Annotated in this window: 20 protein-coding genes and 8 pseudogenes; 12 read left to right on the top strand and 16 right to left on the bottom strand. The window is 61.6% G+C overall.

The genetic code is table 11. The features are described from left to right. Positions 1-24: 24 nt before the first annotated feature. The 3 genes and pseudogenes from ACRY_RS20510 to ACRY_RS00285 form a co-directional block, all read right to left on the bottom strand. A pseudogene (locus tag ACRY_RS20510) lies at positions 25-325 on the bottom strand (hypothetical protein); the annotation flags it as partial. A gap of 1,054 nt (positions 326-1,379) precedes the next feature. Then, positions 1,380-1,712: a hypothetical protein gene (locus tag ACRY_RS19335; protein ID WP_155856279.1), complete on the bottom strand. Its 333-nt coding sequence runs from the start codon at positions 1,710-1,712 to the stop codon at positions 1,380-1,382. A 99-nt stretch (positions 1,713-1,811) separates the two neighbouring features. Beyond that, the gene (locus tag ACRY_RS00285) at positions 1,812-2,003 is read right to left on the bottom strand and encodes a hypothetical protein (protein WP_043508777.1); all 192 of its coding nucleotides are present in this window, start codon (positions 2,001-2,003) and stop codon (positions 1,812-1,814) included. A 218-nt stretch (positions 2,004-2,221) separates the two neighbouring features. Here ACRY_RS00285 and istA point away from each other — a divergent pair, with 218 nt between their 5' ends. The 5 genes and pseudogenes from istA (at position 2,222) to ACRY_RS18230 (ending at position 6,895) form a co-directional block, all read left to right on the top strand. Then, positions 2,222-3,724, top strand: a complete 1,503-nt coding sequence (istA, locus tag ACRY_RS00280; protein WP_419465237.1) for an IS21 family transposase — start codon at positions 2,222-2,224, stop codon at positions 3,722-3,724. After that, entirely contained in the window at positions 3,721-4,596 is an 876-nt protein-coding gene (gene istB / locus ACRY_RS00275; RefSeq protein WP_011930482.1) for an IS21-like element helper ATPase IstB, read from the top strand. Before istA ends, istB (ACRY_RS00275) begins: the two co-directional genes overlap by 4 nt. Before the next feature lie 67 nt (positions 4,597-4,663). Continuing rightward, positions 4,664-5,541 (top strand): annotated as a pseudogene (locus ACRY_RS18235) (Mu transposase domain-containing protein); the annotation flags it as partial. Then, complete coding sequence (gene istB / locus ACRY_RS00265; RefSeq protein WP_011930532.1) at positions 5,531-6,313, top strand: IS21-like element helper ATPase IstB; 783 nt, start codon at positions 5,531-5,533, stop codon at positions 6,311-6,313. The pseudogene ACRY_RS18235 and the gene istB (ACRY_RS00265), both read left to right, overlap by 11 nt. A 417-nt stretch (positions 6,314-6,730) precedes the next feature. Beyond that, a complete protein-coding gene (locus ACRY_RS18230; protein ID WP_231295204.1) occupies positions 6,731-6,895 on the top strand; it encodes a transposase domain-containing protein in 165 nt (54 codons plus the stop codon). On the opposite strand, the gene ACRY_RS00260 is transcribed toward ACRY_RS18230, so the two are convergent. The 8 genes and pseudogenes from ACRY_RS00260 to ACRY_RS19325 all read right to left on the bottom strand — a co-directional run. Then, positions 6,868-7,116, bottom strand: coding sequence for a transposase (locus ACRY_RS00260; RefSeq protein ID WP_011930533.1), 249 nt, complete (start codon positions 7,114-7,116; stop codon positions 6,868-6,870). The two genes, ACRY_RS18230 and ACRY_RS00260, sit on opposite strands and share 28 nt — an antisense overlap. Then, positions 7,100-7,543: pseudogene (locus ACRY_RS00255) on the bottom strand (Na+/H+ antiporter NhaA); the annotation flags it as partial. The gene ACRY_RS00260 and the pseudogene ACRY_RS00255, both read right to left, overlap by 17 nt. A 117-nt stretch (positions 7,544-7,660) precedes the next feature. After that, positions 7,661-9,304, bottom strand: coding sequence for an IS1634 family transposase (locus tag ACRY_RS00250; RefSeq protein WP_011930535.1), 1,644 nt, complete (start codon positions 9,302-9,304; stop codon positions 7,661-7,663). A gap of 162 nt (positions 9,305-9,466) precedes the next feature. Beyond that, positions 9,467-10,378: pseudogene (locus ACRY_RS00245) on the bottom strand (Na+/H+ antiporter NhaA); the annotation flags it as partial. Between the two features lie 199 nt (positions 10,379-10,577). After that, entirely contained in the window at positions 10,578-10,757 is a 180-nt protein-coding gene (locus ACRY_RS00240; RefSeq protein WP_043508774.1) for a DUF3309 family protein, read from the bottom strand. A gap of 265 nt (positions 10,758-11,022) precedes the next feature. Further along, complete coding sequence (locus ACRY_RS19330; RefSeq protein ID WP_155856278.1) at positions 11,023-11,283, bottom strand: hypothetical protein; 261 nt, start codon at positions 11,281-11,283, stop codon at positions 11,023-11,025. A 699-nt stretch (positions 11,284-11,982) separates the two neighbouring features. Further along, the gene (locus ACRY_RS18225) at positions 11,983-12,135 is read right to left on the bottom strand and encodes an entericidin A/B family lipoprotein (RefSeq protein WP_155856291.1); all 153 of its coding nucleotides are present in this window, start codon (positions 12,133-12,135) and stop codon (positions 11,983-11,985) included. A 795-nt stretch (positions 12,136-12,930) separates the two neighbouring features. Then, positions 12,931-13,125, bottom strand: a pseudogene (locus ACRY_RS19325) (IS5/IS1182 family transposase); the annotation flags it as partial. 88 nt (positions 13,126-13,213) lie between these two features. On the opposite strand from ACRY_RS19325, the gene ACRY_RS00230 reads away from it, so the two are divergent. Continuing rightward, a complete protein-coding gene (locus ACRY_RS00230; protein ID WP_011930501.1) occupies positions 13,214-14,470 on the top strand; it encodes an IS701 family transposase in 1,257 nt (418 codons plus the stop codon). A gap of 141 nt (positions 14,471-14,611) precedes the next feature. Here the strand turns inward: ACRY_RS00230 and ACRY_RS00225 are convergent. From ACRY_RS00225 to ACRY_RS00210, 4 genes and pseudogenes are all read right to left on the bottom strand, one after another. After that, positions 14,612-15,343, bottom strand: a pseudogene (locus tag ACRY_RS00225) (transposase); the annotation flags it as partial. A gap of 287 nt (positions 15,344-15,630) precedes the next feature. Next, the gene (locus tag ACRY_RS00220) at positions 15,631-16,647 is read right to left on the bottom strand and encodes an IS110 family transposase (RefSeq protein ID WP_011930538.1); all 1,017 of its coding nucleotides are present in this window, start codon (positions 16,645-16,647) and stop codon (positions 15,631-15,633) included. 333 nt (positions 16,648-16,980) lie between these two features. Next, positions 16,981-18,021: an IS110 family transposase gene (locus ACRY_RS00215; RefSeq protein ID WP_011930539.1), complete on the bottom strand. Its 1,041-nt coding sequence runs from the start codon at positions 18,019-18,021 to the stop codon at positions 16,981-16,983. Between the two features lie 723 nt (positions 18,022-18,744). Further along, a pseudogene (locus ACRY_RS00210) lies at positions 18,745-19,470 on the bottom strand (IS110 family transposase); the annotation flags it as partial. Between the two features lie 390 nt (positions 19,471-19,860). Here ACRY_RS00210 and ACRY_RS18215 point away from each other — a divergent pair. Then, positions 19,861-20,109, top strand: coding sequence for a hypothetical protein (locus ACRY_RS18215; RefSeq protein ID WP_155856277.1), 249 nt, complete (start codon positions 19,861-19,863; stop codon positions 20,107-20,109). Between the two features lie 288 nt (positions 20,110-20,397). Here the strand turns inward: ACRY_RS18215 and ACRY_RS18210 are convergent. After that, positions 20,398-20,652, bottom strand: a pseudogene (locus ACRY_RS18210) (transposase); the annotation flags it as partial. A 485-nt stretch (positions 20,653-21,137) separates the two neighbouring features. Between ACRY_RS18210 and ACRY_RS19320 the strand changes: the two are divergent. From ACRY_RS19320 to ACRY_RS19310, 5 genes are all read left to right on the top strand, one after another. Continuing rightward, complete coding sequence (locus tag ACRY_RS19320) at positions 21,138-21,380, top strand: YMGG-like glycine zipper-containing protein (protein WP_043508773.1); 243 nt, start codon at positions 21,138-21,140, stop codon at positions 21,378-21,380. A 51-nt stretch (positions 21,381-21,431) separates the two neighbouring features. Further along, positions 21,432-21,770: a hypothetical protein gene (locus ACRY_RS00200; RefSeq protein ID WP_011930511.1), complete on the top strand. Its 339-nt coding sequence runs from the start codon at positions 21,432-21,434 to the stop codon at positions 21,768-21,770. A gap of 13 nt (positions 21,771-21,783) precedes the next feature. After that, positions 21,784-22,008, top strand: coding sequence for a hypothetical protein (locus ACRY_RS19315; RefSeq protein ID WP_043508772.1), 225 nt, complete (start codon positions 21,784-21,786; stop codon positions 22,006-22,008). Positions 22,009-22,137: 129 nt separating this feature from the next. Next, on the top strand, positions 22,138-22,695 hold the full coding sequence (locus ACRY_RS00190; RefSeq protein WP_011930509.1) for a helix-turn-helix domain-containing protein: 558 nt from the start codon (positions 22,138-22,140) through the stop codon (positions 22,693-22,695). Between the two features lie 434 nt (positions 22,696-23,129). Beyond that, the gene (locus tag ACRY_RS19310) at positions 23,130-23,300 is read left to right on the top strand and encodes a CsbD family protein (RefSeq protein ID WP_011930545.1); all 171 of its coding nucleotides are present in this window, start codon (positions 23,130-23,132) and stop codon (positions 23,298-23,300) included. Positions 23,301-23,366 lie beyond the last annotated feature (66 nt).

Below are 23,366 nucleotides of genomic sequence, written 5' to 3'. Positions count from 1 at the left end.
ATCGGGCGATGACGCCAGGGTTGGTTCGGATCCGGGATCGATCCTCTGCGAAGGTGACGTCTCGGACATAGTGGGAGGAATTTTCGATGCCCCAATGTGCGCGGATGGCCTTGGCGGCGATGGCGGCGGTGAGGGATGTGTTGGCGACGTAGAAGGCGGTGTCGTGTGTCAGCTTGAGCAGGCCGGTTTCGGGATTGCGGGTGGCGATTGCGCGCTCGACCTGAATGATGGCGGCGACATGGGGATGCCAGTCGGTGCCGGCGACCGCGCAGGCACAATGATATTTTACACGATCGTGGTGGGCCTCCTGATTCTGGCGATCGATCGCGTCGAAGCGATCGCCGATACGCGGGCACTTATACTGCTCGGAGTTGGCGTCGCCGCGATGTTCGTCCTTTGGCCAAATGCAATCTACTGGGTAGCGCCCACATTAATCGTCTTGCCACTTGCCTCTCGTGAAATGAACAGCATTTCCGCTGCAGTCGCACTATTCACAATTGTACTTCTACCAGGCTTCATTGTTGTATCATCGATGATATTAAGCGGTGCGATGTTTGGGCGCCCGCCCGCCGAAGCGATCGCTGTATGGAACGCGATCCTGCACGGGGCGGCTCCACAGGAAGTCCTTCACAGCGCCTGGCTGGCCTCGTTTGGCGGCCAGTTCGCGGCAGCGTTTGTTGCGCTGGCGCTGATGTGCGCAACTATCGCGCCAAGAAGCTGGCTGATCATCTGGCGCCTCGGGCTCAACCAGCGGGAACAAACCCAACCGGCCACGGCGCTTGCGGCCCTGTTGCTGCCACCGATTTCGGGCGCCTTGGCGACATATTTCTGGCACCTCAACGCACCAATGGTCGTCGTTGCATGCAGCCTGGCTGCGGTCGCCAGTTGGACCGCCACAGCGAGCCTGCGACACGGCGAACGAGCAGCCTGGGTATTGCTCTCGCTGGCCGGAACATCCTTCGGATGGGCGGCACCATTTTTGTGGCAGGACTCCGGACTTGCTCAATTGCGCCATATACTGCTGACATAAGGGGACATTGATCGCGTGTTGATGATCGTCTTCTGATTGCCACTGAAAAGTATTGAGGTGGGACGGCCCACGGCATCGGATGTGAATTGCCTTGACTTTGCCCGTAACTGAAATTTAGGTGGCTTTGGTGCAAATAGCCTGACGAGCCAAAGGTTGTTGTGGCCGCGAGGCTGCGATGTTGTCGCTTTATTGGGCTGTGAGGACGGCCTCCAAGACGGCAGGCGCCGGTCGACCCCGAAGACGTAGCCGAGCGAGGTGGGATTGCTCCTTCCGGATCCGTCGCAGCAATTCGATCCCGGCTGAGGACGCTCGGTCGGCTCCAACCCCGAGACCCTGATCATCGCCGTCCTCACGCATCGCCCTCACCCCGAAGCCAGTCGTGCAGTGCGTCACCACTCATCGGCGTCGCGAACAAGCCGCCCTGTCCCTCCTCGAAGCCCAGTTCGATCAGGCTGACGCGGTGATTATCGGCTTCTACGCCCTCGTGCCGCAGAAGTGTTTGGACGTCATTCGCGGAACCCATCTGGGCCAGCGGCCATGATGCCGCGCCAACAGGCCGGACACATGACCGCATTCGTGCCGCCGCCAAATTCTCGCACCGTCGATCTTGAATCCAGGGCCGTTCCACACATGACCCCGGGAAGCGGTACCCTTTGAGCGGCGGGGCTTCGATGTCGATCATCAAGACCCGGGGTAGGTGCCACACCAAGACTCGGCAACCTGACGGAGCCCGGCGCACTCCTCACATTTTCCAGTATCGTCGCCTATCCGCGCACAAGTCTCATGGCAGCCGGCGCACCGTTTGGGCATATTTTCCTACCTGCACTAGGCTCATATCCACCACGTAAAACTGCCACTGCCCGTGCTTTACCTGCCCGCACACGAAGCCGAGGTCATTATAGTCGCGCTGATAAATCGCCGCATGAACGATCCGCACCGGCACTGGCAGCCGCATGTTCACGTTGTCGGTCATCGCCGCTTTCACGGCGGGGTTATGCACCCCGGTGTCGCGCGACGATCAACGTGAGAATCCGGCGTCAATCAGGATGAGAAGACGGCTGGGGAGGCACCGGCGAAGGGCGTAGCCCGGAGCCGGTGCCTCCCCAGCCGGGCGGCGTCCTTGCCAGGGCGCCGCCGTGGTCGCGGCCGGCCGGGTCGCGGAGGATGCCTCCTCGCAACGGGGAGACCTTCGTGCCCGGCCGCCACATCAACGACCACCAGAAGAGGCTTTTCATGAGATATCGACAGACAGACGGCGTTGCCCTGGCGGCCGCCAGGGCCGGCTTCAGCACGGCCGCGGGCTACCGGCTGGAGCAGAAGCGGCACCTGCCATCATCGGCGAAGCCGCCACGCGGCCGGCGCCGCCCGGATCCGCTGGCGGCGATCTTCGACGCTGAGGTGGTGCCGCTGCTGGAAGCCGCGCCCGGCCTCAGGGCCGTGGCGATCTTCGAGGAGATGTGCCGGCGGCATCCCGATCTCGCCCCGGGTGTCCGGCGGACGCTCGAGCGGCGTATCCGCACCTGGCGCGCGCTGCACGGGCCGGAGCAGGAGGTCATCTTTCGCCAGACCCATGAGCCGGGCGCGATGGGCCTGTCCGACTTCACCGACATGAACGAGCTCGGCATCATCGTCGCCGGCGCCCCGCTCGACCACCGGCTCTATCACTTCCGCCTGGTCTGGTCCGGCTTCGAGCACGCCCATGTCATCCTGGGCGGCGAGAGCTACGTCGCCCTCGCCGAGGGGCTGCAGAACGCCCTCTGGCTTCTGGGCGGCGCCCCGCGCGAACATCGCAGCGACAGCCTCTCCGCCGCCTTCCGCAACCTGGCCGCCGAGAACGTCGCCGACCTGACCCGCCGATATGACGCGCTCTGCGCCCATTACGGCATGACCCCGTCGCGCAACAATCGCGGTGTCGCTCATGAGAACGGCGCCATCGAAAGCCCCCACGGCCATCTCAAGCGCGTGGTCCGCGACGCCCTTCTCCTGCGTGGCAGCACAGTCTTCGTCGATCTCGAAGCCTATCGCCGCTTCATCGCCGAGATCGTCGGCCGCCAGAACCGGCGCCACGCCGAGCGCATCGACGCCGAGCGCGCCGCCCTGCAGAAACTCCCCGAGCAGCGCACCGCCGATTACGAGGAGACCGTCGTCACCATCACCTCCTCCGGCGGCTTCACCCTCAGGAAGGTCTTCTACACCGTCCCCTCCCGCCTGATCGGCCAGCGGCTCCGCGTCCGCCTCTATGACAACCGGCTCGAGCTGTTCCTCGCCGCCACCCCGCTGATGACACTCCCCCGCGGCCGGCCACAACCGGATGGCAGACACGGCCACGTCGTCGACTACCGCCACGTCATCCACAGCCTGCGCCGCAAACCGATGGCGCTGCTCAATCTCGTCTATCGCCACCAGCTCTTCCCGCGCGATGCCTATCGCCAGACCTTCGAGCACCTGCTCGAGCAGACACCGCCCAGGGACGCGTGCAGGATCATGGTCGAACTCCTCGCCATCGCCCATGAGCGTGCCTGCGAGGCTGAACTCGCCAGCGTCCTCGCCGCCGATAGCAACGCCGGCCGACAGCCCGACCTCAATGCCATCCGCCAGCGCTTCGCACCCGATCCCGCCAGCCTGCCCGCACTCACCATCCCGACCATGCCGCTCGCCAGCTATGACATCCTGCTCCAGGGAGCAGCCGCATGAGCGAGACCGCACGCACCGTCGACGCCCAGCGCCTTACCCTGCTGCTCAACGAGCTCAGGCTCCCCGCCATCAAGCAGGTCTGGCCCGACTTCGCCGCCCGCGCCGACAAGGAAGCATGGCCCGCCGCACGCCTCCTCGCCACGCTCGCCGAGCACGAGGTCGCCGAGCGCGACCGCAGGCGCATCGAGCGCCACCTCCTCGAAGCCAGGCTGCCGCCCGGAAAGACCATCGCCACTTTCGCCTTCGAGGCCGTGCCGATGATCTCCAAGGCCCAGGTCCTCGCCCTCTGCTCCGGCGACGGATGGCTCGATACCGGCGCCAATCTCCTCGCCTTCGGCCCACCCGGCGGAGGAAAGTCCCATCTCGCCGCAGCCATCGGCCTCGCCCTCGTCGAGAATGGCTGGCGCGTGCTGTTCACCCGCACCTCCGACCTCGTCCAGAAGCTCCAGATCGCACGTCGCGAACTCGCCCTCGAGGCCACCATCGCCAAGCTCGACAAATTCCACCTGCTGATCCTCGACGACCTCGCTTACGTCACCAAGGATCAGGCCGAAACCTCAGTCCTCTTCGAACTCATCAGCACACGCTACGAGCGCCGGTCCCTGATGATCACCGCCAACCAGCCCTTCGGCGAGTGGGGAAAGGTGTTCCCCGATCCCGCCATGACACTCGCCGCCGTTGACCGCCTCGTCCACCACGCCACCATCTTCGAGATGAACGTCGAAAGCTATCGCCGCAAAACCGCCATCCAACGACGAACCGGACCAGGACGCCCACCCACACGAGCGACAATCACCGAAAACGGCAGATTGTCGCGCCACGACAATCAAGTCGCCGAAACCCGCTTGCCAGCATCAAACCAATCCGATTAACGTTCCGAGGTCGCGATCACTTTCTCATCCTGATCGTCGCGCTTCTCATCCTGATTGTCGCGCTACACGCTTTGCCGCCATGGCCAGCCATTATCTGTTCGAGACGGATTTTTGCAACCCGGCATCGGGGTGGGAGAAGGGACAGGTTGAGAAGAACGTGCAGGATGCACGGCGCCGGCTATGGCAGTCTCTGCCCAGCTTCCCTGACCTGGCTGCGCTCAACGCCTGGCTTGAGGCATGTTGCATCGAGCAATGGGGGCAAATCCAGCACGGCACTCTGCCTGGCACCATCGCCGACGTGCATGAGACCGAGCGCGCTAGCCTGATGCCGCTGGGGCGTTCCTTCGATGGCTTTGTTGAGCACACCAAACGTGTGTCACCGACCTGCCTCGTGCATTTTGAGCGCAACCGCTACAGCGTGCCGGCATCCTTTGCGAACCGGCCGGTGAGCCTGCGGGTCTATCCGGAACGGATCGTTGTCGCCGCGGAGGGGCAGATTCTGTGCGAGCATCCGCGGATTATAGAGCGCGGTCATCACCTGCCGGGCAAACGGTTTATGACTGGCGGCATTATCTCGCCGTCCTTCAGCGCAAGCCTGGGGCTTTGCGCAATGGCGCGCCCTTCGCTGAGCTGCCGGAAGCCTTCAGGCAATTGCAGACCCAGCTTCTCAAGCGCCCCGGCGGCGACCGTGAGGTGGTCGAGATCCTCGCCCTTGTGCTTCAGCATGACGAGCAGGCGGCGCTGTGCGCCGTGGAACTGGCGCTCGAGGCGGGCGTTGCCACCAAGATCCATGTCATCAACGTTCTGCACCGGCTGACGGACGGGAAGACACCGCCGGCAGCCCCCATCGACGCACCTCAGGTCCTGCGTCTGACACGCGAGCCGGTTGCCAATGTCGAGCGCTATGACGCCCTGCGCGACAGGGACCAGCGCCATGCGTCATGATCCTGCAAGCGCCGCCGTGGTGGTGATGCTGCGCGGCCTCAATATGTTCGGCATGGCCCAGGCCGTTGGCGAGCTGATCGAACAAGGCGCCCCCGCCTTCGATGCGGCTGTGCCCATTCTCTCCCAGCTGCTGAAGGCGGAGGTGGCCGAGCGCGAGGTCAGGTCCATCTCCTGCCAGATCAAAGCAGCCCGGTTCCCCGCCTACAAGGACCTGGCCGGCTTCGATTTTGCCGCCAGCGAGGTGAACGAAGCCCTGATCCGGCAACTGCACCGCGGCGACTTCATGGATGGAGCCGATAATGTTGTGCTCATCGGCGGCCCCGGAACTGGCAAAAGCCATATGGCCACTGCCTTGGGCGTCCAGGCGGTCGAACATCACCGCAAAAAGATCAGGTTATTTGCCACCGTCGATCTGGTCAATGCTCTTGAACAGGAAAAGGCAATGAACAGAGCAGGCCAGCTCGCCGAGCGCCTGCTGCGCCTCGACCTCGCTATCCTCGATGAACTCGGCTACCTGCCGTTCAGCCCGTCAGGCGGTGCACTGCTCTTCCACCTGCTCTCCAAGCTTTACGAACGCACCAGCGTCATCATCACCACCAACCTCAGCTTCAGCGAATGGGCCGGCGTGTTCGGGGATGCCAAGATGACCACAGCCCTGCTCGACCGCCTGACCCATCATTGCCACATCATCGAGACCGGCAATGACAGCTTCCGCTTCAAGGACAGCGCCACCAAACCCAAAGCCAGAAAGGATAAATCACCAGCAGCTTGACCGTCCCTCGCAACGCGGGACATACCTTCAACCCGGATCAATTCTCGATGAAAATCCCGGGTCAGATCTCGGTGGAAATCAACAGGCCAGCGGTCAAATGCACCGCACCGGAAGGCCGGACATATGACCGCTGCCGACCAGTTTGTTCAGCACAAAAAATGTCTTGCCAACGAGGCCGTCCACATATGACGCCGGATTCTCACGTTGATCGTCGCGCGACAGTGGGGACGACTTTATTGCTGTAATGTCGTCTGAGGCTGATGTTTGTGGGCATGAGCGACGTCTGTGTTCCTGTTATTTTCAAAGTGGAGCCGGTTGAGGCGATAGGAGCCGCTCCTGCGAGCACTCGTAGGAGTGCTTCGAAGGACCGGGCATCATGAGGTCGCACCGGACACCGGCGAAGAGCACTGTGCGCTGATGGCGACGCTGATCAGGTCCGCCAGGCTCAGCGGCGTCGAACCGCTCGCCCGGCTCACCGACGTAATCCAACGCATCGTCGCCGGACGCACCAAGGCCAACGAAATCGGCAGCCTGATGCCGTGGAACTGGAAAACTCAGGCTGCTCTGCCAGCCGCCGTGTAGCGCTTGCTCGCAAAAGCAAGGCCGTCATTCAGATAGCGCTTACGCACCGGGCGCACGCGATGGCGCACCAACTGACGCAGCAAATGCACGAACAGTTCGGCGGTCAGGCCGCCCTCATAGGTGCAGTACCAGAACCCGCCCTTGGCGTTGACGGCCGACGCAGCGCTGAACGTCTGACGCTGACCCGGGCGCTCAACGACCGGTTCAGTGGAAATCGGCATCGAGCGTTCCGTCACTCCGAGGCAACGCGCACAGCAGCGTGAGACCAGCAACAGAAGAGACGACTGAGGCAGCAAGGATACCCAGCTTCGCTGCGTTGAGCGTGGCATCTTGAAATGCCTGGCCGGCGATAAACAGCGCCATGGTGAATCCGATACCGGTAAGAAGAGCCCCACCGACAAGTCCCCCCCAGGTGAGCCCCGCCGGCCGAATGGCGACACCCGTGCGCACCCCCAGCCATGCGAATGCTGTGACGCCGATCGGCTTGCCGAGGACGAAGCCCGCCATCACCGCCAGCGAGACTGGGTTGATAAGTCCCTTGATCGTGATCGGTACCCCCGCGTTTGCAAGCGCGAAAAGCGGCATAACGCCGAAGGCGACCCAGGGATGGAGCATGGCCTCGAGCCTCTCGACGGGCGACAACGTCTCGCCCCACTTGGACAGTTGGTTTTATAAAGTCTGGTGATATCAATAGTTTATTTGCCCGCGTGCGGGTGTTGCCACTACATTTTTGGGGCGTTGGGTCGGCGGTGCGTGGCCGCGGCTTCAGTCTGCGGGGTGCTCGCTGATGTTGTGGGGCAGCGCGATGCCGGCGGCCTTGAAGACATTGCCGACCTGGCCGGTGACGTGGGTCCTCGTGGTGATGACCTTGCCGCCCTTTTCGATGGTTGCCTGCTGGAGCCTGTCGAGATCGTTCAGCAACTTCTGCCATTCGGGCTGGAAGCCCCTGGCGCCGCACAGGCGGTTCAGTTCCTTGGCGAGTGTCAGGGCCAGGAAGGAACAGAAAACGTGGCCGCGGATCGCGGCGTCAGCCTGGTGAAAGATCGGCCTTGTATCGAAGCTGGCCTTGGCGGCGCGGAACAGGGCCTCGACCTCGAGCAGGTCGCGATACCGGATCACGGCCTGCAGGGGCGTGACCCTTGCGTTGGTCCTGAGCACGCTGAGGCCATCGAAGCGGGCCTCCTCGGCCAGCTTGCCCGGATCGATCTCGAAGGCGTTGCCGCGGCTGCGGAGATAACGTCGGTAGGCCGAGTTGCCGACCAGCGCCTTGTCGCCCTTCTTCAGCTGGGCCTGCAGCCCGTCGATGATGGCCTGGCGGTCCTCCCTGTCCTTTCTCGCCTCGGCCTCATTGACCGTGACGATGTAGCGCTGGGCCGCCTTGCCCTTGCCAATCCGGACCTCCTTCACCCACAGCTGGGTCTCGCCATGCTGGCGATCGAGCACGAGCGGGACCATCGCGGCCTTGTCCTTCAGCACGACGTCGCGGATCACCCGGCTGGTGCGCTCGCGCGCGCCGAGGATGTATTCCACCCCCAGCGCTTCCAGTGCCGCGATGGTATCGGCGCTGATCATGCCGCGGTCGGCGACCACGCAGGCGCGGGTGATGCCGAAGCGCTCGCGCAGGCGCGTGACCACCGGCATCAGGATCTTCACGTCGGCGGTGTTGCCCGGCACCATCTCGGTGCAGATCGGCCGCCCTTCGGCATCGATCACCAGGGCCAGGATCATCTGCGCGAGGTCGGGGCGATAATCCTTCGAATGGCCACGCCGGCCCAGCGTCTCGCCGCCCTCGCCGTAGAAGGAGAGCGAGGTCGTATCCATGAACACCAGGCTGAGATCGGTGAACAGGTCGCGCCGGCGTTCGAAGAGTTGCTCCTCGATCACGTCCTTGACGCAACGTGGCGCGAGGGCGCCCGCTTGCCTGTCGCCGAGTTCCTCGCCCAGCCAGGCCATCGCGCGATAGAAGTGGTGCAGCGCCAGATCCTCCGCGCCATCGATGGCGTAGCTCTGCATCCAGTCGACACAGGAGCGGTCGGAGCCCGAGACGAACAGCCGGTGCAGTGTGGCGACGAAGACGGCGCGCTCGACGGCAAAGCCGAACTGGCGGCCCTCGAGGAGGTTGTTGAGCACCTCGCCGATGCCGAGCCGGTCCCAGAGGCGGCCGAACAGCAGGGGGCCACCGATCCTGTGGGCGGCGATCCGGCCGGCATCGATATCGGAGAGGATGATGGAACGTTCGGCGTGCCGTGCGATGGAGGCGACGAGCCTGTCGAGTTCGCCGGATGCGGCGAGGACATCCTTGCGACCGAGGGGTTTGATGGTGCGCTGGCGGACGGATTTGCCCACGCGCACGCTTTCGACGAGGTAGAGATAGCTGTGGCCGCGGGCGACTCTCTCGACGACGAACATGCTGATGTTGTGACGGCAATGCCATGCCGAATTCAACAAAAAACTGCCATTCAGCCAAAACTGTTGTTACTACACATTTTTCGCGCCCAAATGTCACCCATTATATATCAATGACTTATATCCATTCGTTCCCCATCCGTTCTCACCCCACTGTCCAACTCGGGTCTCGCGCACCGCGATACCGGCAACCTGCAGCGCCCGGTTATCCTCGGTATCGCCACTCCAATGATCTCCCGGGGGATAGGAGAGCACCTTTCGCAAGATTTCCCCCAGACGCTGGTCGCTCACCCAGCCAGCCGTCGGTGTCATGAGCCCGAGGATAACACCAACAATCGTCGCGTGGATGCCGGACGCATTGACGGCGAGCCAGATTATTGCCCCAGCCAGAAAGTAGACGCGGATGTTACGAACGCCGAGTAATGCCATCCCCCGAATTATCACCAGTCCGACGGCGCCGAGCGCAAGGGCAGTCCAGTCGATTGATCGACTGTAACCGACGGCGACCACGAGGATGGCGGCAAGGTCGTCGACGACCGCAAGCGATAGCAGGAAGACGCGTAGGCCCGGAGGCACACGCGAACCAAGGAGCGCCAGGCAGCCGATGACGAAAGCTGTGTCGGTCGGCATCACGACGCCCCAACCATGCTGCCCAGGTTGGCCATGCTGCAGCGCCAGATACAAGCCCATGGGCACAAGCATGCCTCCTGCCGCAGCTACGACCGAGAGAGCCACCATGCGCGGGTTCCGAAGTTCACCAAGCACCACTTCGCGCTTGATCTCGAGCGCGACGATGAAGAAGAACAGCGTCATTAGACCGTCGTTGATCAGATCCCGCAAAGAGCGCAGAAACTGGAACGCACCGATCTGAATGCCGATTGGTGTCTCCCAAAGAGATCTGAAGCCATCGGACCAGGGTGAGTTGGAAAGCGTCAATGCAACGACGGTGGCCAACAGGAGAACGGCACCACTCGTGGCTTCGATGCGCAGGAACTGCGAAAACGAGTTGGTCAGCGCGTCGATGTGTGTGGTCGGCAGTTCGCCTTGCTGCGGCTTACTGTTCTGGTCCGTAATCAAATCGGCCATCTCCCCTTATATCTCGAGAAAACCCACCCCGCCCGGGGTGTCGAGGCGGTTACCCGTCCCGGCAAGCCCAATTTTTCCCGGCATCAGGCTGAATGCGGGCAGTGCGTGTCGGAATATGCCGTAGCCAGCACTCTCGCAGGATGCGGATCCGGCGTCCGGAATCCACCCGAACGGGGTCGGACCACACCGATCAATGGGACATCGGGCCGTGAAAGCTGCCACCAAACAACAGGAATAGCACGAGGATGACGATGAGCAGGGTCAGGATTCCCCCATAGCCGCGTCCTCCATAATAACCCGACCGGTAACCGTAGTATCCTCCACCGCCAAAGAGAAAAATCAGCACCAATATAAGCAGGATGAGGCCCATGAGCGTATCCGTTCCAAACTATTTTGCAGGTCAATCTGGTCAAGTGTTGCCTACACCGTGACCGATGCCCGGCTGCACCGGATCGGTGCGAGATCAATCAGCAAATGTTGATGCAGCCAATTGATACCTAACTTCCCGACCTTACTGAGTTGTTGTCGAACGTAAGATCTGCGTGGTCGTGGTGCCTTGCACTGGCAGCACTGGTGCCGCCACGGACGAGGTAGTTCGAGGTACGCCGTTTGGATTAAGTGTATCCGTGAGCGCGCTAGCCGCCCGACGAGGTGCGCGTCGTCCAAAGAATACCCTCGGCATCAGAGCGAAAACGCACCGTAACGTTTCTATCCGAATGGGTTACTGACCAATCAATCCCCGCCTTTCCGAATTCCTTCGAGAGAAGTTGCAACCATGTCATATTACGGCTGCGATCATAATAGCCTTTGGGCATCGGATACTGCTGTGATTGCAAGGCGACTCTTTCCACTGATCCTGGCGGAAATGGCGCAATCATTTGTTCGTTGGCTAACATGAGTTCATTCCTTCAATTTGAGACCACGGCGCTCCTCCAGTCGATTTTCCTATCCTACAGGAAACGCATTGCAATCTTGCCAGTACGGGGTGGAGCGTCCGCGTTGGCTGTAGGCTTGATAGCCAATTAAGGAGCCAGCGGCCCGCCTGGCATCTCAGCAACCGTTACCCCATGATCTCCCTAGCGATCTGATACTGCAAAGTACGAATAACGGCGCACCCCTCGAAAGAGACGTCTACAGGGACACTGCCAGAGCGTGCTCGCACAAGCCAAAAGGCACCTAGCTGCGGTCAGTATTAGACCCAGCGATGAATGCCGCCGAATAGCATTATCAGAACCAAGGCGATGATGGTTAGGCCGAGTAGCCCTCAAAAGCTACGACCGCTATAATAGATGCAAAAGTAACCGTAGTAACAGTCGCCACCCTACAAGAGGACGATTGGAAGTATCAGAATGATCGATGCAATGGATCGGGATTCTTCGTAATGGGTAGCAGCTAGGCCGATGGGTCTCGCTGCGGACGTGATTGCTATACGCCGACGTTCGCTTGTCGTCGAGCAACACGGTCGCCGTTATCGAGATTTTGGCCGACGTCTTGGCGTTATATGTTATGCGGATCCTTTACACACACGCAGATCATCGTTGCCAGGGTCAGGATCTGCGTTATGGCCTTGATTTGGATTGATTTGGTGCGGGCCGTCATGGCGTGTGCTTTACCGCGCTGCTTGTGAGCGCATTGCCTCCCGAAGAGATGTCCCTACCGACACCGGCAGTCGTATGGCAGCCGTCAAGCAGGGGCGCTACGGCTATCAAGACGAGTAGCGCCAGTGCAATCCTGAAACTCTTTTGCATGGTGATCATCCTTTCCGTTTTCCGTCGTAAGATGACGAGTGGATCCCGATGTGCAATTGGACGGTTCCCCGAAACCACTGTTTGACGTAATGCCCGCCCCGAACGCACAAGTGTATCTGCGATAGTCGGCGGGTGGTATGCACCCAGTTCTGAGGAACAAAAACTTACTCGTCGGTCTGGTTTTAAGCCGACAGCGCACTAGTGGGCACGCAGATGTAGCGCCGATTGTTTCGGCTTCAGTGCCAAAAAAATTGTCGACCGCTGCGTGGGTTTGTCGCAATTCAGATCAGGGGCAACAAGGCAGGCGGATCGCGGTAGGCGTGGTCTACTCGACGGTGTCGATCGGTTGTCCCGGGGGCACTTAGCCATCGCAGTATGTGCTTTGTGGGCCCGTGTAGCCTACCGGAACAAATCTGAAGATTTGGCTGCATCTTGTCTAATTCCTGGTGGGTCCACTGGCGGGATTGTGCGCGGTTGGATCGCCGGACAACTGGCTTACGATGTGGTCGTTTCCGCAACGTCTGTATGACTGATCATCAGCGTCGACACTGCCGATTCCGCAAGCGACGTCGTCATCATGGCGGATACTCCCGAAACACCGTTTCGAAGGCGATCGCTCGCGTGTTCAATTTTATAGAATAGATGATTCGCGCCGACACTGATAGTATCGGAAATTACTTAGTGTCCGTCCGCAAACAAACTGAGTCGGCAGAGTCGGTTATGCGCCGCAGGGTCTTGCGTCGTCTGAATCACTTGTGATTCGTAAGCGAGGCGTGGCGGCCCTTCTTCGATGGTGATGGTACGGATGAACCGGCCGAATCTGTTCTTCTGATGGGCGAAGACGTGTTCGACATGGGCGCGGATCGACGATTTCGCGCCATTGGCCCGCGCGACATGTCGCGGCATCGGCTTGCCGGCCGGCTTGCGCCGGTGAATGCGGCTGCCCAACATCGGTGATGGCAGCCATTTCTCGTTTGTCTGCGGGCGATAGCACTACTTTGGCAGAAATCTGATTTTTAGGATTCCCATGGCACGGATTGCGTGATTCATGGGGAGCCAGCTTTGATGGAGGCTGGCGATGGACGAGGACTGGCAGGGAGATCTGGAGCGGTGGCTTGCCCCTTATCTGAAAGGTCTGGGCAACAAGACGCGACGACGGATGTGCCCGGCTTATATCGCCGGCTTGATCGGGCCGGGTGATCGCAAAAGCATCCAGCCCATGGCGGCCCGGTCGGACGCCATTTCCTATGACCGGCTGCATCATTTCATCGGGGCTGGTCTGTGGGACAGCGCGCCACTGGAAGCGACCTTGTGGGACCAAGCGGATAAATTGGTTGGTGGCAATGAAGCCTGGCTGATCATCGACGACACCGCCTTGCCCAAGAAGGGTAAGGCCTCGGTTGGCGTCGCGCCGCAATATGCTACGGCGCTCGGCAAGAATGCCAACTGTCAGACGCTGGTGTCGGTGACGCTGGCTTCGGGCGCAGTTCCGCTCATGCTGAGCTTGCGGTTATTTCTGCCGGAAAGCTGGACGAGCGATATCGCGCGCATGGACAAGGCGGGCGTGCCTGCCTGTTTCCAGGAATACCGCACAAAGCCCGAGATCGCGATCGAGGAGATCGATCGCGTCATCGCTGCCGGCGTGCGCTTCGGCTGTGTGCTGGCCGATGCCGGTTACGGGCTGTCGGCTCCGTTCCGGCAGGCGCTGAGTACACGCGGCCTTTGCTGGGCTGTCGGCATCCCCCGGCACCAGAAGGTCTATCCGGCGGATGTGCAGCTGATCTTCCCGGTCGCAGGCCGCGGTCGCCCACGGGTGCGTCATGTGCCCGACGTCAAATCCATGGCGGCACAAGCGATGCTCGAAGGCGCGAAGTGGCGGCAGCTCGGTTGGCGCAAGGGAACAAAGGGGCGTCTGACAGCCCGCTTTGCCGCCATGAGGGTACGCATTGCTGATGGCGCGCCCCAGCGAATCGGTTCTGCCGGTGCCCAGCACATGCCGGGAGAGGAAGCCTGGCTGGTGGGTGAGCATCGCTCGAATGGCGAACGAAAATACTATCTCTCGAACCTGCCTGCCGACACCCCGATCAGAGCTCTGGCTGGCGCCATCAAGGCGCGCTGGATCTGCGAGCAGGCCCATCAGCAACTCAAAGAGGAACTCGGCTTGGACCACTTCGAGGGCCGATCCTGGACTGGCCTCCACCGCCATGCCCTGATGACGATGATGGCCTACGCCTTCTTGCAATCCCGAAGGCTCGCTCAGGCGGGACGGAAAAAAAAGAGTCCCCGGTCCGCCTCCCCAACCCACCCTGCCAGCAGTGCGCCAAGCCATCCTTGACCGTCTTTCTCGCTCACCGCCGCGGCATTGCCCTCATTGCGGATGTAGCCTCATCGGACATCACAACAAACTTCTGCCAAAGTAGTGATAGGCACTGTCCGCCCAAACCTCCGAAGAGGAATTCTGTGTGCTCACCAGTCATGACAGCATCCTCCCATCCGGCTGCGCGGCCGAGGTCACAGCACTCTCGTGGATGAAGCCGAAGCGCCGGTCGATGGCGATGTGGGATTTGTAGCCGAACACCGGCAGCGCAATCTGGGGCAGTGGCGTGCCGTCCGGCCGATACCGGATCTTGCCACCAATTTTCAGCGTCCACCGGGCATCCGTGTCCTTCTGGGCCGCCTTGTTCTGCTCATTCGGCCAGATCTCACGGGCCGTCTTGCCAGCCTTGATCGCTTCCTTCTCCGCGTCCGTGTTCCGTTGCATCGGCACCAGCGACGCATTGACGATCTGGCCCGACATCGGGATGTAGCCCTTGTTCTGCAACCGCCAGTCGAACGCCCTCATCACTCGCTCCAGCGTGCCGGTCTCGGTCAGTTTGTTACGGAACAGCCGGATCGTGTTCTCATCCGGCGTCGGTACGCCAAGATCAAAGCGCAGGAAGCGCGTCCAGGACAGGCGGTCACGGATCATGAACTCCATCCTGGCATCGCTCAGATTGTGCTGGTCCCGAAGGATCGGCGCCTTGAACATCGAAACAGGATTGAAGGGAGGACGGCCGCACGTGGCTCCGGCGCCGTAACCCAGCCATTCAACCAGCCAGCCACGGAAATGCTAGAAATCGACCTGCGCCTCCAGAACCTCCAGCGGGTCCCCAGTCTTGCTCAGACGCTCAATATGCTCCGAAAGCCCGAATAGCGACCACGCCTCCATCCACCCGCCCCAAGTCACGACCGCCTCTGTCGCGCGACATGTGTGGACGGCCCGCGGGGTTCAAGTGGACGGCGGGAAGATTTGGGGGCGGTTCGACTGCGGTAATGTGTCCGGCCTCTTGATGCGGCATCACGGCCGCCGGCCCAGATGGGTTCCGCGAATGGCATTCCAAAACAATCAACCGGCATTTGAGATGCCTTTGTCGCGCACTGGATGTGTGCCATTCGTCGGATCGACCGATCGTCATCTTCTCCTAACGCCCTTGAACCCCGGCACCGGTGCGTGGATCAGGCCGAGGCCGGCTGATGCCGGTAAGCCTCACCACGCGCCATCATCGCCCAGATGATCCGGGCGACTTTGTTGGCCAGAGCGACCGCCGCGACTTTCCGTGGCCTGCGCTCCAGCAGTCCCAGCAGCCAAGCGGTGGCCGACCGCCGCCCTGGCTTGGCGACGCGGATCAATGCCGTTGCCCCCACCACTAGCAGCTGTCGGAACCTCTCATTGCCGGCTTTACTAATCCGCCCCAGGCGATGTTTGCCCCCCGTGGAATGCTCCCGTGGCGTCAACCCGAGCCAGGCCGCGAAATGCCGCCCGCTCTCGAAGTTCGCCGGGTTGACCGACAGCGCCATGGTGATCGCGGTGATCGGTCCGACACCGGGGATCGCCCAAAGTCGCTGGCTGACCGGACTTCCCTTGTGCTGCTCGAGGAGTTGTCGGTCGACTGCCACGATCTTCGCATCAAGATCGGCGACGTGCCGACCCATTTCAGCGAACATCGCCTTCGCAATCTCCGGGATCGTCGGCTCGGCCGCCAGGGCAGCGAGCAGCGCTTCGACATTTCCTTTGCCTTTGGCCGCGACGATACCGAACTCCGCCGCGTGCCCGCGGAGCACGTTGATCGTCTGGGTCCGCTGCCCAACCAGCATTTCTCGATGCTTGACTATGACCGCCGCGGCTTGCTCCGCCACCGTCTTCACCGGCACCAACGGCATCGTCGGCCGAGACGCCGCCTCGCTGATGGCCTCAGCATCGTTGCGATCATTCTTGCCGCGTTTGACGAAAGGCTTCACGTATTGCGGCGGGATCAGCTTCACCAGGTGGCCCAAGGCGATAAGCCGCCGGCGCCAGTGGTGCGCCCCGGCACAGGCTTCGAGCGCCACCTCGGTCGGCGCCAGCCGGGCGAAGAACCGCTCGATCTGCGCGCGCCGGAGGTCGTGGCGCAAAACCGGTCGTTCTTTCTCGTCCACCGCGTGGATCGTGAAAGCATGCTTGGACGTGTCGATCGAAATCCGCTTGCATTCCATCTGGCGGCCCTTTCATCGGATTGGTTATTCGACCCTACCTTGGCACATTCGATGCCGGCGGGCCTCAGTGAACGTATGGCCCGCCCCGTCCGCAAGGGGTGATTTTCATCTGGCTCTAATCAGTCTGCTTCAACGTATCCGGTCTCGGGTTTCGAACCCGGCCAAGATGGAGATCCGCGCGGCCTGATCCTCATAATCACGCCGGCCTCGGAGGCCGTTCAATGAGTCAGGTTTTCAAGCCGCCGTTCGACTGTCAGGCCATCTTCCTTTCACCTCACGCAGACATCGACTGCCCTTTCGCGCCCAACTGTGAGCGCTGTTCGGGCGATTCCGTCATGCGGCCGCAGCCGCCGCTTCGAATTGGGCGTCGTAATTGCAACCGTGCGCCAAAACGGCCCATGCGATCCGAGCCAGCTTCGCGGCCAGCGCGACTACGACCACGTTCTTATGAGCTCGATCGAGCAATCCCCGCGCCCAGCGGCCCAACGGCGTATCGCGTTCGACAAGATAAGGCAGCGCCGCTCGTGCGCCATGGATCAAGTTCTTCCGCAAATAACGATTGCCGCGTTTGCTGATGCCGAGCAGGCGCGGTTTTCCTCCCGTTGTCATTTGCCGTGGAACGAGCCCCAGCCACGCCGCCATGTCTCGCCCACGTTTGAATGCCTGCGCCTCGCCGACCGCCGCCGCCAGCGCCGTAGCGTTTATCGTTCCAATTCCTGGGATTTTGGTCAAACGTCGCACAGCCACGTCGTCACGAGCCAACTGAACGAACTCGGCGTCGAAGCCGGTGATCCTCTGGTCGAGTGAACGCCATTCCGCCCGAAGATCTTCGATCAACGTCCGGATGCGCGGGCTCAACGCGGCAAAACCGCCATCTTCGGCCAATGTCTCAAGCTCGGCTTCCAGTTTCCTCCGGCCTTGCGGAACGACGATCCCTCGCTCCAGCAGCAACGCCCGCAAGTGATTGATCAGCGCCGTCCGTTCCGAGACGAGACGCTCCCGGGCTCGGTGCAAAGCCTGGAGATCAGATTGGTCCTGGCTCTTCACCGGCACGAAACGCATCGTTGGCCGCGTCGCAGCCTCTGCGATCGCCTCCGCGTCGAGATCATCGTTCTTCTGCGCCTTCACGTACGGACGGACATATTCCGGCGACATCAGCCGCACCTCATGGCCCCGCGCGGCGAAAATCCGCCCGAGGTGATGAGCGCCGCAACATGCTTCCATTGCCACAATGCACGACCCAAGCTCGCCAACGAAACTTTCCAACGTTCCCCGCCGAAGTCTCCGCCTCAAAACAACCCGGCCGGCGGCGTCCATGCCCACCACGCTGCAAGAGTTCTTCCCAAGATCGATGCCGAGAATCATGATATCCATCGGTCTGCTCCTCTCTCCAAACCAGCGGCGATCCTACCCGATCGCCACGAGAGGGGCGGGCCATCCCATAATCACGAATTCTACAACCTTCACAGGGTTAATGCGGGTGTCCAGCTGCGAAGGTTGAGTAGTTTCCGACTCTCCCCGCGCCGGCATACATTCCCGATAAATGTTCCACTCTATTCTCTGCGTCTCAAAACAATTGTGGCCAACGGCCTGTGGAAGGGGCGTCCACGATCCAGCAAATGCGGGGCACACCCGACACCCGTGTTGCTCAGTCGAATAATCACTGTGGGATATCAGAAAGGGATTGAAGCCATGTATATCGGCGGTGGACTTCTGGGACTGGTAGTGCTGGTTGTGATTATCGTTCTCGTATTGCGTGTCATGTAATAGCCTTGCACAATGATACCGACTCGCGGGGGATTCCTCAGGACTGTTCAACGCTAATTTCTGAGCCGGGGTGAGTCCGATGCGAAACACCGCGGTGCCAACTGATTTTCTGGGGAATATAGGGGTTACCGACCGGCGGGGTTTCGGATTCTTGGGAAGGCGACCGATTCGGAAGTTGCAGTGCCCACGTGCAGTCCGTTGCTTGATATCCTGGCGGAAGTCCCGGATCTGCGCTGCGCGGAAGGGAAGCTCTACAAGCTGCCGCGTGTCCTGCTGTTCTCTATCCTGGCGATCATCAGCGGGAGCAACTCGTATCGCGGCAGAAAGGGCGGTCTTCTGAGTATGATTGATCTGGTCGACGGCGGCGCTGAAGCTTGCGGCAACCACTACGCCGACACCCGGACGGGTTATCAGCAACCGACATGTCGGGTCGGCCTTGACCGCGGCCATCAGCTTGCGGTCCAGTACGGCGATCTGATCGCGGACGGCGCGCCAGGCCGCAAGCAACGGCTCGACCACGCCGGCGACCTCGGGCCGGCCCTCCAGCGCGATGCGCACCTTCGCTTCGAAGACGCATCCGGCCCCGCCTGTCGCCCTCAGCCCAAACGTCTTCAACGTGCTGCGGATCTGGTTCGACACATCGATTGAAATACCGATGAGTTGTGAACGGGCACCGACCAGACGGCGCATGGCGTGTGCGGCCCAGCCCTAAACACGAGCCTCCCGATACCAGCCAGTCCGGACCAACTGCGCCAAAGTTTCAGCGTCGGGTGCGTCAGTCTTGTTCCGCTGCGACGCTGTCGCCATGCGTGCATGGCGCGCATCGAGGCAGATCACCGGAAAACCGACATCCTTGAGCGAATGGTAGAGCCACGGCGCCAACTGTCCGGTCTCGAGCCCGACCCGAACGAGTTCGGGCGCATGCCGGCGCAGGGCCGCGGCGAGCACCTCCGGCTCGCTGGCCCTCTTGCCCCGCCAGACCAGCTTCCCGTAGTCGTCCACAACGTGAATGGCGGTGTCTTTGTCCGAAACGTCCAGTCCTGCGTAGTGCGCCATGATTGCCTCCCTGGGTTCCAACAAGCGGACCACCCGCTCGCATCGCGCCCCAGTTTGACAGATCAAACCGCCGGATCGCGATCACCGCATGGGGAACGCATCATTGCCTGGTTGAACCGATGCCAGGCCTGAGCATGGATTGGGAGTGCCTCAACCGAAACGCCCTGGCATTCATCCTCTGGGCCTCAATTCGGCTGATGCTACGAAGGCTCTGTCAGAACAGAATATCATCTTGGACCGACTCTAAGTGTGACGTCGGATAGTTGTCGATGTAAGTATTTCCCGAGCCTCCCGGGCAATGCGATGGTCTGATATCTTGAGTTTGTTCTTGGGCAAGCTATCATATGCCTCCCACGAACGGTAACCTTGGACCATTTCTGGAGAAGTCACATGACAATAGCGAATCCCGCCGCTGTGAGCCCCGGCACCCATCAATCGGCCCCCAATCATCCGGCGGCCGCCGTGCATATCGCTGCGGCATCGCATCACGCCGTAGCAGAACACCATCACCTCGAGGCCGCGCACCATCTCAACATGGGTGAGCACGAACCCGCAAAGCTGCATGCTGCCGCGGCCATGGCGCATTCAGAGAAGGCCCATGCCAAGACGGTTGAAGCGGCCAAACCACCTGCCAGATAGGTCTCGGTAAAGCTTACGAACTTTTCCGAGTGGCCGATCGTTCCTGAATTACCTGATCTGGCAATTCTCGGTATCATGTTTTTCGGAGCGGGCCTGCGGTGCCGAGACAGTCGATGCGGACAATAACAGGAACGATCGGCGCAGGAACTTGGGATCGCTGCATAGGGGCTGTCTGTCTAACACATGCATATCGCATATTCACACAGGTCGTGAATATGCGGCTGCGGATGCAACGTGACGATCAACTGGGTAGGCAGCCTCAACCGGACTCTTACTCACCAGTCTGTAATAGGCTACACTGGGGGCGAGGAAGAATGAGCGCACGAGTGCAGGTACTCGCTTGATGGCGGCGAGTTGGGCGTCGATCTTATCACGCAGCTTCTCACCCTTGCGCAGCGGATTCCTGGCCACGCCGGTGCGCTTCACATGGCTCCAGACCAACTTGTCCGGGTTCAGTTCCGGCGCGCAGCCTGGAAGGAAATGCAGCGTCAGACGCCCCGCGGTCGAGGCCACGTAGTCCTTGACCAGGCGCGTCTTGTGGGCAGAGCCTCGGAGAACCTCCTGCCTCAATGCATCTTAATCTCGTCGCCTGACCTCGTCAGGCTCCCCAAACCAGAGACGCCGCCACAGGCAATTTCCACACAATCCAAGACGCCAACGTTCTCGGCGAAGGTGACGTCTTGGACATAGTGGGAGGAATTTTCGACTGCGCCCACGGCGCACGCTGAGAAGGGCCCACTCCAAGACCGTCGAGGTGGACAAGACTCCGGCCAAATAGCCCACAATGCCGCGCCCCGGCTTTGCAAGGCTCGGTATCGCGCGCGCTCGGAAGCCTCGGCCACATTGGCGAGATCGGATTTCTTCCACTGGGAACTACGTAGATTCCGGTCCTGCATGATCGTTTCGCGGGTCGCCATGTTGAGCAGTGCGACTATCTCGGCATGCGCGTCAAACACCCGCCTACCGGCCAACACAGAGGTGCTGCGGACCCGACGCGCGACCATGGCGCGTCCATCAGGAGCTTTAGCATGAGATCGTATAGACTGGCTTGGTTCACCGTTGCCGCCGGAGCCGGGTTGCTACTCGGCGGCTGCGGCTATTCGCCGGGAGGCCGTGCCCTGTCCGGTGCTGCGATCGGCGCAGGGACGGGCGCGGTTGTCGGTTCGGTGACCGGCATCGGGCCGGGTGGTGGCGCGCTGATCGGCGGTGGCGTGGGTGCAGCCGTCGGCGGTCTCACCAGTCCGAGCACGATCAACCTCTCGCCCCGTTAACCGGAACCCGCCCAGGTGACGTTTAAACACCCTGAAAGCAGGAAAGAATCCATGAACCGCATTCAGGTTATCACGCCGCTCGGCGCCGGCCTCGCTCTGGCGACGGCTGGCGCGAACGCGCAGACGACGACCACAACATCCACCGCCCATACGCTACAGCCTACCGCGATGACGTGGACGCCGGTCATGCCGTCGCCGAGCGGCACGCTGAGCACGACCGAAACCAGCCGCAGCGTCGATGCGGCCGGGAATACGTCGCAATCGCGGAAGACGACCTATGGCAGCGAAGACGGTGCGGTCAGCCAGTCCACCAGCACCACCACGATTACACCTGTGCCACACACTAGCACCACGACCGACACAACGTCTCCATACTCGACCACGAAATGAACCGGAGGACATCATGCGATCGAACAAGACCACCGCGGCACGCATTCTGCTTGCCACGTGGATGAGCGGGGCCGTCCTGGTCCTCGCCGGCTGCGGTGGCGGTTCGCCGGACACCGCGACGACGACGACGACGCAACATACGAGCACCTCGACCACAGCGACCGCGGCGGCGCCGCCAATGCTGGGCGCGCCCGTGACCACGACCACGCAGACCACGCGCTCGACGACGATGGAGTAGCGCGATGGCGTGCGCCGCCACCGCGCTGCATGAGTAATTTCCGAGGCTGTCCGGCGAGCGGTCGGGTCTGCCAGATTGTAGGCTCGACCGCTCGCTTCGCGCGTGCCGTCAATAGGTGGGGTATGGAACATGGATGACAGAACAGGCCGTCCGCGCAACATAGTGTCATTGCAGGTCGCATCTCTCGACGCCCATATCGGCGGTCAGATCACGGCACGGCGCGCGGAAATTGGACTCTCTCGCCGGCAACTGGCGATGACACTGCGCGTGCCAGTGAGAGGGATCGCCGCCTACGAGCGCGGCATACAGCATGTCGCACCAGCGGACCTGTTCCGGTTAGCGCAGGCGCTCGGCGTGGACCTCGCCTATTTCTACACGGATTCGGCGTCCTCGCCGCAGGCGCCAAAGGCCGAAACCGGGTGTCCGGTCGGCGGTCGCGCCGCGGGCGGCGTCGGGCAGGCCGCCGTGGACATGCGCCAATATGACGATATCGACCAGATCGCCGATAGATTCAGTCGGATTCGGAATCCGGCAATTCGGCGATGCGTTACCCGGATGCTGGACAGCCTTGCCGAGCATGAGGTATCGAGTGTCACGGTCGGAGATGTCCGGACCGAGCCACTGATCTCCGCGTTCGAAGAGCTCGCCGAGTTGGCATATGCGCCGCCCTCGGCATCGCGCGGATGAGCGCGTCGCGCCGGCGCGCGTGCGCGTGAAGGCATGCCGAACCGGACGCCCGCCACGCGCCCTTCGCGGAACGCTCGGGCCGTGGCCTGGCGGGCCTCTCGCGGGCGTCGGAGCGTATATGTGTGCCCTACATTGGAGCCGCAGGTGGCGGCTGAGCTGGTCGCCGCGCCGGGGTATGCCGCGACCGCATCGTCGAACGCTTTGATGAAGTGTGATAAGCCTCCTCGAGACGCCCGCCCTGGCGCGGCCTCCACGGGGCGAGTACGCAGAGCCGGAGATGCGTAGTTTCCGAGCCTTCTATGGGAAGTGAGGCCCTGCTAATTATTGAGGCCTCGGCAGGCCGGATCACACGATCCAGTATAGCGATCGACAGCGAACGAGCCGCACCGGGTTTCGTGCAAAGCCTTAGCAGAGATCGTAACGGGAGCCGGCTGATGGACAAGGATCGCGTAGCTGGATTGGCGAAAGAGATCAAGGGCGCCGTGAAAGAGGCCGTCGGTAAACTCGTCGGCGATGCCAAGCTGCAAGCCGAAGGACGTGCCGGCAAGACCGAGGGCAGGGTGCAGAATACGGTCGGCGGTCTGAAGGATTCCGTCCGGAAATAGCATTCCGCACGCGCGCTACTATGTGGGACGGCTGCGTTCACATCCGCAGCGCGCGCTTGAGTGCCC

Source organism: Acidiphilium cryptum JF-5 (assembly GCF_000016725.1).
Lineage (GTDB): Bacteria > Pseudomonadota > Alphaproteobacteria > Acetobacterales > Acetobacteraceae > Acidiphilium > Acidiphilium multivorum.
The sequence above is the reverse complement of the archived record's forward strand: the minus strand, read 5'-3'. Positions and strand labels throughout refer to the sequence as shown.

Coding starts and splice junctions, on each gene's coding strand:
- ACRY_RS19335 (WP_155856279.1), bottom strand. CDS start 1,712: ATGATCGACATCGAAGCCCCGCCGCTCAAAGGGTACCGCTTCCCGGGG.
- ACRY_RS00285 (WP_043508777.1), bottom strand. CDS start 2,003: ATGACCGACAACGTGAACATGCGGCTGCCAGTGCCGGTGCGGATCGTT.
- istB (WP_011930482.1), top strand. CDS start 3,721: ATGAGCGAGACCGCACGCACCGTCGACGCCCAGCGCCTTACCCTGCTG.
- istB (WP_011930532.1), top strand. CDS start 5,531: ATGCGTCATGATCCTGCAAGCGCCGCCGTGGTGGTGATGCTGCGCGGC.
- ACRY_RS18230 (WP_231295204.1), top strand. CDS start 6,731: ATGGCGACGCTGATCAGGTCCGCCAGGCTCAGCGGCGTCGAACCGCTC.
- ACRY_RS00260 (WP_011930533.1), bottom strand. CDS start 7,116: ATGCCGATTTCCACTGAACCGGTCGTTGAGCGCCCGGGTCAGCGTCAG.
- ACRY_RS00250 (WP_011930535.1), bottom strand. CDS start 9,304: ATGTTCGTCGTCGAGAGAGTCGCCCGCGGCCACAGCTATCTCTACCTC.
- ACRY_RS00240 (WP_043508774.1), bottom strand. CDS start 10,757: ATGGGCCTCATCCTGCTTATATTGGTGCTGATTTTTCTCTTTGGCGGT.
- ACRY_RS19330 (WP_155856278.1), bottom strand. CDS start 11,283: ATGTTAGCCAACGAACAAATGATTGCGCCATTTCCGCCAGGATCAGTG.
- ACRY_RS18225 (WP_155856291.1), bottom strand. CDS start 12,135: ATGCAAAAGAGTTTCAGGATTGCACTGGCGCTACTCGTCTTGATAGCC.
- ACRY_RS00230 (WP_011930501.1), top strand. CDS start 13,214: ATGGACGAGGACTGGCAGGGAGATCTGGAGCGGTGGCTTGCCCCTTAT.
- ACRY_RS00220 (WP_011930538.1), bottom strand. CDS start 16,647: ATGGAATGCAAGCGGATTTCGATCGACACGTCCAAGCATGCTTTCACG.
- ACRY_RS00215 (WP_011930539.1), bottom strand. CDS start 18,021: ATGGATATCATGATTCTCGGCATCGATCTTGGGAAGAACTCTTGCAGC.
- ACRY_RS18215 (WP_155856277.1), top strand. CDS start 19,861: ATGACAATAGCGAATCCCGCCGCTGTGAGCCCCGGCACCCATCAATCG.
- ACRY_RS19320 (WP_043508773.1), top strand. CDS start 21,138: ATGAGATCGTATAGACTGGCTTGGTTCACCGTTGCCGCCGGAGCCGGG.
- ACRY_RS00200 (WP_011930511.1), top strand. CDS start 21,432: ATGAACCGCATTCAGGTTATCACGCCGCTCGGCGCCGGCCTCGCTCTG.
- ACRY_RS19315 (WP_043508772.1), top strand. CDS start 21,784: ATGCGATCGAACAAGACCACCGCGGCACGCATTCTGCTTGCCACGTGG.
- ACRY_RS00190 (WP_011930509.1), top strand. CDS start 22,138: ATGGATGACAGAACAGGCCGTCCGCGCAACATAGTGTCATTGCAGGTC.
- ACRY_RS19310 (WP_011930545.1), top strand. CDS start 23,130: ATGGACAAGGATCGCGTAGCTGGATTGGCGAAAGAGATCAAGGGCGCC.